Genomic DNA, 6,153 nt, shown 5'->3' on the forward strand with positions numbered 1-6,153 from the left:
CGGTCCTCCCGGCGAAGGAGAAAACTGTCACCCATGCAATCAGTCCATTCTGTTACCTATCTATCCGGTTCGGACAGAGCTGCCCTCTCCCCGTCACTATACGGGGAGAGGATGCCGGCAGGCAGGTGAGGGGCGGCGCCAACGTCAGCAAGCGAAACCACACCGGGAATTCGGACAAATTCACTTGGATGCTTCAAGTGCCGGTTCCGCTCGGCGCAACGATGCCGAGCAGCGCCTGAAGCACGAACAGAACGACCAGCGACGCCACGAACATTCCGGCGAAGACAGCGCTGCCGACAGCCGCGCCCCTGCCGATGGCGACGTTTGTCATCCGCCAGGTCAGGATCATCGACAGCGCGAATAAAAGCAGCGACGCCAGTACGGCGAACTCGTTGGTGGACGGCAGGAAAAGCCTGATCAACGCCGCTGGCAGCATCATCCAGGCGATGATCGCCGACGCCCAGTTGCTGGCGACGACATAGTGGACGAAGCGCCCGCCGATGCCGGCGCGCGGCGCGACGAGGGCAAGGCCGACAAGCGGCAACACCCAGACGCCGATGTCGACTGTCGCCAGACGGATCAGCATGCTGAAGCGTCCGGCGAATGCATTCGGATCGCCGATCTCGTTGGCGAGGCCGACCCAACCGACGATCAGCGCCGGTGCCGCGACGACGATGGCGTAGAAGGAATTCCAGAAACCGTCGGCCGAAAGATCGAACTGGCGCAGCCCATCGGCCTTGCCGAGCATCAGTCGCCAGGCGCCGTTGAGCGAAGCATAGGTTTCATCCGACGAAAGCATAATTACGATGCGCCTTGCTCGAACCAGTCTTCGATGAAGCGCTGATAGATCTGCGTCAGCGTCTCGAGGTCGGCAAGTGCGACGCGTTCATCGACCATGTGCATGGTCTTGCCGACCAGCCCGAACTCGACCACCGGACAATGATCCTTGATGAAGCGTGCGTCGGAGGTGCCGCCGGAGGTGGAAAGCGCCGGCTTCCTGCCGATCACCGCCTTGACCGAACCGCTCAGTGCTTCGATCAGCAGCTCGTCGCGGGTGAGGAAGACGTGGCTCGGCCGGTCGCGCCAGGCGAGTTCGTAATCGACCGGCGTCGCCTTGCCGGCCCGGTATTTCTTTCGCTTCGCCGCCTTGTCGAGACGGTTGTGGATTTCCGCCTGGATGGTCTCGGCGGTCCATGTATCGTTGAAGCGGATGTTGAAGGCGGCGGTCGCCTTTGCCGGAATAACATTGGTGGCCGGATTGCCGACGTCTATCGAGGTTACCTCCAGATTGGTCGGCTGGAAGTCCTTGGTGCCCTTGTCGAAGACTGGGTGCAGCAAGGCTTCGACCAGCGTCATCAGGCCGCGCACCGGATTGTCGGCAAGCTTCGGATAGGCGGCGTGGCCTTGGCGGCCGTTGACGATGATGCTGCCGGACAAAGAGCCGCGCCGGCCGATCTTGATCATGTCGCCCAGCGCATCGGGATTGGTCGGCTCGCCGACGATCGACGCATCCCATTTCTCGCCCTTGGCGACCGCCCATTCGAGCAGCTTTGTCGTGCCGTTGATGGCCGGCCCTTCTTCGTCGCCGGTGATCAGCAGCGAGACCGAGCCTTTCAGGCCGCCTTTCGACTCGAGATGGCGCGCCACGGCGGCGATGAAACAGGCGATGCCCCCCTTCATGTCGACGGCACCGCGACCGAACATCTCGCCCTTGGCGATCTCGGCAGCGAAAGGCGGATGCGTCCATGAGGTCTCGTCGCCGACCGGCACCACGTCGGTATGCCCGGCGAACATCAGGTGCGGACCGTTGCCGGAGCGCCGCGCATAGAGATTTTCGATATCGGGCGTGCCGTCCTCCGAGAACACCGGGCGCTCGACGGAAAAGCCGAGTGGTTTCAGCATTGTTTCCAGCGTGCTCAGTGCCCCGCCCTCGATGGGTGTCACGGAGGGGCAGCGGATGAGGGCGGCGAGATTTCCAGCGGGATCGGTCGGCAACGTCATGGGCAAAAGCGTTAGTCGAAAGCGCAAGGCCTGTCACGGCCAGACATAAGGGCCAGCCATCCCGCCGACACTATGGTTTTCATGGCGTATTGTCGCAGGCCTGATGCATGTCGCCCAAAAGGCATGGCCTCGGGCTTGACCCGTGCGGGCGCAGCGGTTTTGGGCAAATGCGCATAAAACAAACAAAGGCTTAAAAGTGCGTCGCAGGAGTCGCTTCAGACGCGACGCACTTAGGCGGGATACGGGATATTGCATGGACTGAGCGACAAAGGCCCAATAATCGCTGTGGTCAGTTCGCGGCCCGCACGTGCGCCCGGTAACGGCCCTTTCCGGTGCGTTTGGCTTCATAGAGCACGTGATCGGAGCAGGTGAGAAGAGGTTCCGGCTCGCCGCCGTCAGCAGGCGCGAAGGCACTTCCAATGCTCAACCCGATGCGTATTGCGGTGCCCACGCCAAGGTCGAAAGGTACCGAAATCTTCTCAATGGCGCGCTTTGCCAGCAGGGTGGCTTCGATCTCGGATGTGTCGGGCAGCAGGATCACGAATTCGTCACCGCCGATGCGAAAGACCACATCCCCCGGTCGGAAAGCACGCTTCAATCGCTCGGCTACCTTGCGCAGCAGCATGTCGCCGACCGCGTGGCCGAAGCGGTCATTGACGTGTTTGAAGCCGTCGAGGTCCATGCTGAGAACGGCAAACGGCCTGCCGCCGTTTGCTGCCGGCGCCGCAAGCTCGCTGCACATGCCGCGCAGTTTCTCCTGAAGGAAGATGCGGTTGGGCAGGCCGGTCAGCGCGTCCTTGATCGCCAGATCGCGATTGTCCAGTTCGGCGCGGATCATGCGGGCGTTGATCGCATGATTTTGAAGCAGTACGATGATGACGCCGGCCACATAGAAAGGCACTTGAAACCCGACGATCGCCATTCCGGGCGCCGGAGATAACAGCGCGCCAACCAGGAAAGGCAGGCTTACGGCCAGCATGACGAATATGGCGTAGCGCGGGGTCGCTGCGTTGCGTGACGACACCACGCCGACGACGCCTGCAACGTTCAAGGCAGCCAGCACTGCGAGCGCCATATCCCCGCTGACGACGCAGCCATAGCAGCCGAGGCCGAAAATCACCGACCATGACCCACCGGCGGCCATGAGGCCTGCCAGCGGCCCCGTTCCCCCGCGCTTGCGGGCCCGCTCACATTCCCGCATCAGCATGAAGCGGACGGCAAACAGGATGAGGTCGGCCGCCATCCAGGCGTAGGGCCACCGGTCGCCGATGACGACCGCGGCGCCGACTGCCAGCACCAGGACACTGATGGTGCCGAACAGGACAGCGAATTTGCGCTCGAAAGTGGTGTCGAGAAGCCGCGCGCGGACAGCTTCCGGTTCCGCTCTGATCGGCGAGGAAAACCAGGCGAACAGCCGCGCGCCGGCGCTTCGCTTTCCGCGCGTTTTCGGGTTGGCCAGCGGTTCGTCGTGTGCCAGTTGAGTGCTCCGTGCCGGTCGACACAGTGTTCACGGGGCATGCTGGACCAAGGTGACTAAGATTAGCTTAGGTACCTGGACGAGCCGACCGCAATGGACCGTCGATCAGCGTGATCTTTTGCCAGATCTTTCGCGACAGATTGGAGCCCAGGGACTCGATGTCGTTGACGCCATCGACGACCACATCGTCGTTGACCGATTGCGCGAACAGTGCGGCGATCTTGCCGGTGATCGACAGCATTTCGGAGCAATAGTCGAGGTAGCGCGCGAGATCGACACGGTCGGTTATGCGTGCCGGTGAATGCGATGTCGGCTTGAAATCGGTTGAAAGCGCTGCCGGATCCTTGGTTAGCTGATGCATGTCGATGACATGGATCAGCGATCGCAAGCCATGAAGCTTGCGAAACACCTGCTTGCGCTTGATGCGCTCCTCGGTCCGGATCAAGGCCAGGAAGCCGAGCATAGCGAGGATGATCATGTTGATCAAGGATTCGATGCCTTGCACCGACTGGATGGCGTCGTGGGCTCCCGAGATGCGGCCGAGCGGCAGGATGGTGCCGACGAACAGGAACATCAGAGCGCCGGCGGCAATGGTGACGATGACGACGCCGCGCAGCCACCAGATCGGCGCTTCCAGCGCCTTCGCCGCCTTGGCCAGATCACGCGACAGCGACACAAGTTCTATAGCGACGCCACGCAAGCCGGTATCGGGAAACCGCTCGGCGACGCGTTTTTCCAGTCGCTCGGCAGTTTCGATGATCAGTTTCGCATCCAGCGTGCGGTAGCGCATGGCTAGAGACCCGCCCGGCGCTCAGGATTCGGCCGGCGCATTGGTGCGTTTGCCGTAGCGGTTGGGTCCGGGATCACTTTTGAAAAAAGCCAGAATGACAAGGAGAATGGCGCCGACGATGAGAGAGATCAATGCGTAGTAGGTAGGCTTGCCGAAATCATGGAACCGCTTCGCCGTTAGCGCAAAGGTTGACCATGTCGAGACAACCACAGCGATCCACCAGGCGAGCGCCCAGTACTGACTTGCAGCAGTGCCCAGCGGCGTTCGCGAGAACTGGTAGAGCAGGAAAAGCTGAGTGAGGAGCGGCAAAAGACCCGCCAAAACATAGGCGCTGGGGTTCACTCGCCCGGAAAGGCTGAAGAAAAGCCATAGAAATCGAGGTCTGTCGAGCAAGCGGGTAGGTCCGTTTTTTTGAAAAGATCAATCGCGAAGCAGTTCATTGATCGAGGTTTTGGAACGGGTCCTGGCATCGACCCGTTTGACGATGACGGCGCAGTAGAGGCTGGGACCGGCCTCGCCATTGGGCAATGGCTTGCCGGGCATCGAGCCGGCGACGACGACGGAATTGGCCGGCACTTCGCCGTAGAAAACCTCGCCGGTGGCACGGTCGACGATCTTGGTCGACTGGCCGATGAAGACGCCCATGCCGAGCACCGAGCCCTCGCGCACGATGCAGCCTTCGACCACTTCGGAGCGAGCGCCGATGAAGCAATTGTCCTCGATGATGGTCGGGCCGGCCTGCATCGGCTCCAGCACGCCGCCGATGCCGACGCCGCCCGACAGATGCACATTCTTGCCGATCTGGGCACAGGAGCCGACCGAGGCCCATGTGTCGACCATGGTGCCGCTGTCGACATAGGCGCCGACATTGACGAAGGACGGCATCAGCACGGCACCTGGCGCGACGTAGGCGGAGCGCCGCACGATCGACGACGGCACGGCGCGGAAACCTGCCTTCTCGAAATCGATGGCGCTCCAGCCGTCGAATTTCGATGGCACCTTGTCCCACCACACGGCCTGGCCCGGACCACCCTTGATGATCTCCATCGGGTTGAGCCGGAACGACAGCAGCACCGCTTTCTTCAGCCACTGGTTGACATGCCATGTGCCGTCGGCTTGGCGCTCGGCAACGCGGACGACACCCCGGTCGAGCAGGTCGAGCGCCGCCTGGATGGCGTCGCGCGTCGCGCCGCGGGTTGCCGTCGAAATCGTCTCGCGTTCCTCGAAGGCGGTTTCGATGGTCTTTTCGAGGCTCGCCAGATCGGGCTTTGACATGAATTCGCTCCATTACCAAGCTGTTAAGGGGCCGCACCTTAACCTGTTTTGAAAGTCGCCGGACCCTATGTGAAGGCTTGGTGAGGGTCAATCGCGGCTGCGTCGCGAGACGGCGCAACTGAATAATTGGACGGGTAGGTAATATGTCTCCTATGGAAAAGGCGGGGTGGACGCCGCTGCCGCATTCGGACGAGGATCTGGAGCGGTCGAAAAGCGTGCCGGACACGCCGCAGACGCGTGCCGAGACCTACCGGTTGGCCTGGAACGATCCCGACTTCATGACACGGCGCGAATTGCGCGCGGTCAGGCTGCAGCTCGAACTGTTGAAGCCGGAGATGATCCTGGCCGAGCGCGGCATCGGCTCGACCGTCATCCTGTTCGGCGGGGCGCGCATCCCCGAGCCGGGCGGTGAAGCCTGGGCGGCCAAGAACGAGACGCAGAAGGAAAACCTCGAGAAAAACAGCAAATATTACGAGGAAGCGCGAAAATTCGCCCGGCTCTGCTCGCAGCAGTCGGCCACCTCCTATTATCGCGAATTCGTCCATCGTGCCGAAGCCGCCGGGAAACACCGCGACAGCCTTGGCGCGCATGACGAAATGCATCTTGCGGA

Annotated in this window: 7 protein-coding genes; all 7 read right to left on the minus strand. The window is 61.9% G+C overall.

All coding sequences use genetic code 11. The features are described 5' to 3' along the window. Window positions 1-193 precede the first annotated feature (193 nt). A complete protein-coding gene (locus AC0L15_RS32985) occupies window positions 194-799 on the minus strand; it encodes a transporter (RefSeq protein ID WP_236393260.1) in 606 nt (201 codons plus the stop codon). Window positions 800-801: 2 nt separating this feature from the next. Continuing rightward, on the minus strand, window positions 802-2,001 hold the full coding sequence (gene dapE, locus AC0L15_RS32990) for a succinyl-diaminopimelate desuccinylase (protein WP_287246836.1): 1,200 nt from the start codon (window positions 1,999-2,001) through the stop codon (window positions 802-804). Window positions 2,002-2,290: 289 nt separating this feature from the next. Beyond that, window positions 2,291-3,298: a GGDEF domain-containing protein gene (locus AC0L15_RS32995; RefSeq protein WP_287246835.1), complete on the minus strand. Its 1,008-nt coding sequence runs from the start codon at window positions 3,296-3,298 to the stop codon at window positions 2,291-2,293. A gap of 247 nt (window positions 3,299-3,545) precedes the next feature. Next, window positions 3,546-4,268, minus strand: a complete 723-nt coding sequence (locus tag AC0L15_RS33000) for a hypothetical protein (protein ID WP_287246834.1) — start codon at window positions 4,266-4,268, stop codon at window positions 3,546-3,548. Between the two features lie 21 nt (window positions 4,269-4,289). Then, on the minus strand, window positions 4,290-4,661 hold the full coding sequence (locus tag AC0L15_RS33005) for a DUF805 domain-containing protein (RefSeq protein WP_027152133.1): 372 nt from the start codon (window positions 4,659-4,661) through the stop codon (window positions 4,290-4,292). 27 nt (window positions 4,662-4,688) lie between these two features. Further along, window positions 4,689-5,543 carry a 2,3,4,5-tetrahydropyridine-2,6-dicarboxylate N-succinyltransferase gene (gene dapD, locus AC0L15_RS33010; RefSeq protein WP_287246833.1) on the minus strand — a complete coding sequence of 285 codons (855 nt, stop codon included), beginning with the start codon at window positions 5,541-5,543 and terminating at the stop codon, window positions 4,689-4,691. Window positions 5,544-5,608: 65 nt separating this feature from the next. Then, the gene (locus AC0L15_RS33015; RefSeq protein WP_473498377.1) at window positions 5,609-6,145 is read right to left on the minus strand and encodes a hypothetical protein; all 537 of its coding nucleotides are present in this window, start codon (window positions 6,143-6,145) and stop codon (window positions 5,609-5,611) included. Window positions 6,146-6,153: the final 8 nt, after the last annotated feature.

Source organism: Mesorhizobium sp. WSM4846 (assembly GCF_055811415.1).

Excerpts from the sequence above, each read along its gene's own strand:
- dapE (WP_287246836.1), bottom strand. The coding sequence starts at position 2,001 with ATGACGTTGCCGACCGATCCCGCTGGAAATCTCGCCGCCCTCATCCGC.
- AC0L15_RS33015 (WP_473498377.1), bottom strand. The coding sequence starts at position 6,145 with ATGCATTTCGTCATGCGCGCCAAGGCTGTCGCGGTGTTTCCCGGCGGC.
- AC0L15_RS33000 (WP_287246834.1), bottom strand. The coding sequence starts at position 4,268 with ATGCGCTACCGCACGCTGGATGCGAAACTGATCATCGAAACTGCCGAG.
- AC0L15_RS32985 (WP_236393260.1), bottom strand. The coding sequence starts at position 799 with ATGCTTTCGTCGGATGAAACCTATGCTTCGCTCAACGGCGCCTGGCGA.
- dapD (WP_287246833.1), bottom strand. The coding sequence starts at position 5,543 with ATGTCAAAGCCCGATCTGGCGAGCCTCGAAAAGACCATCGAAACCGCC.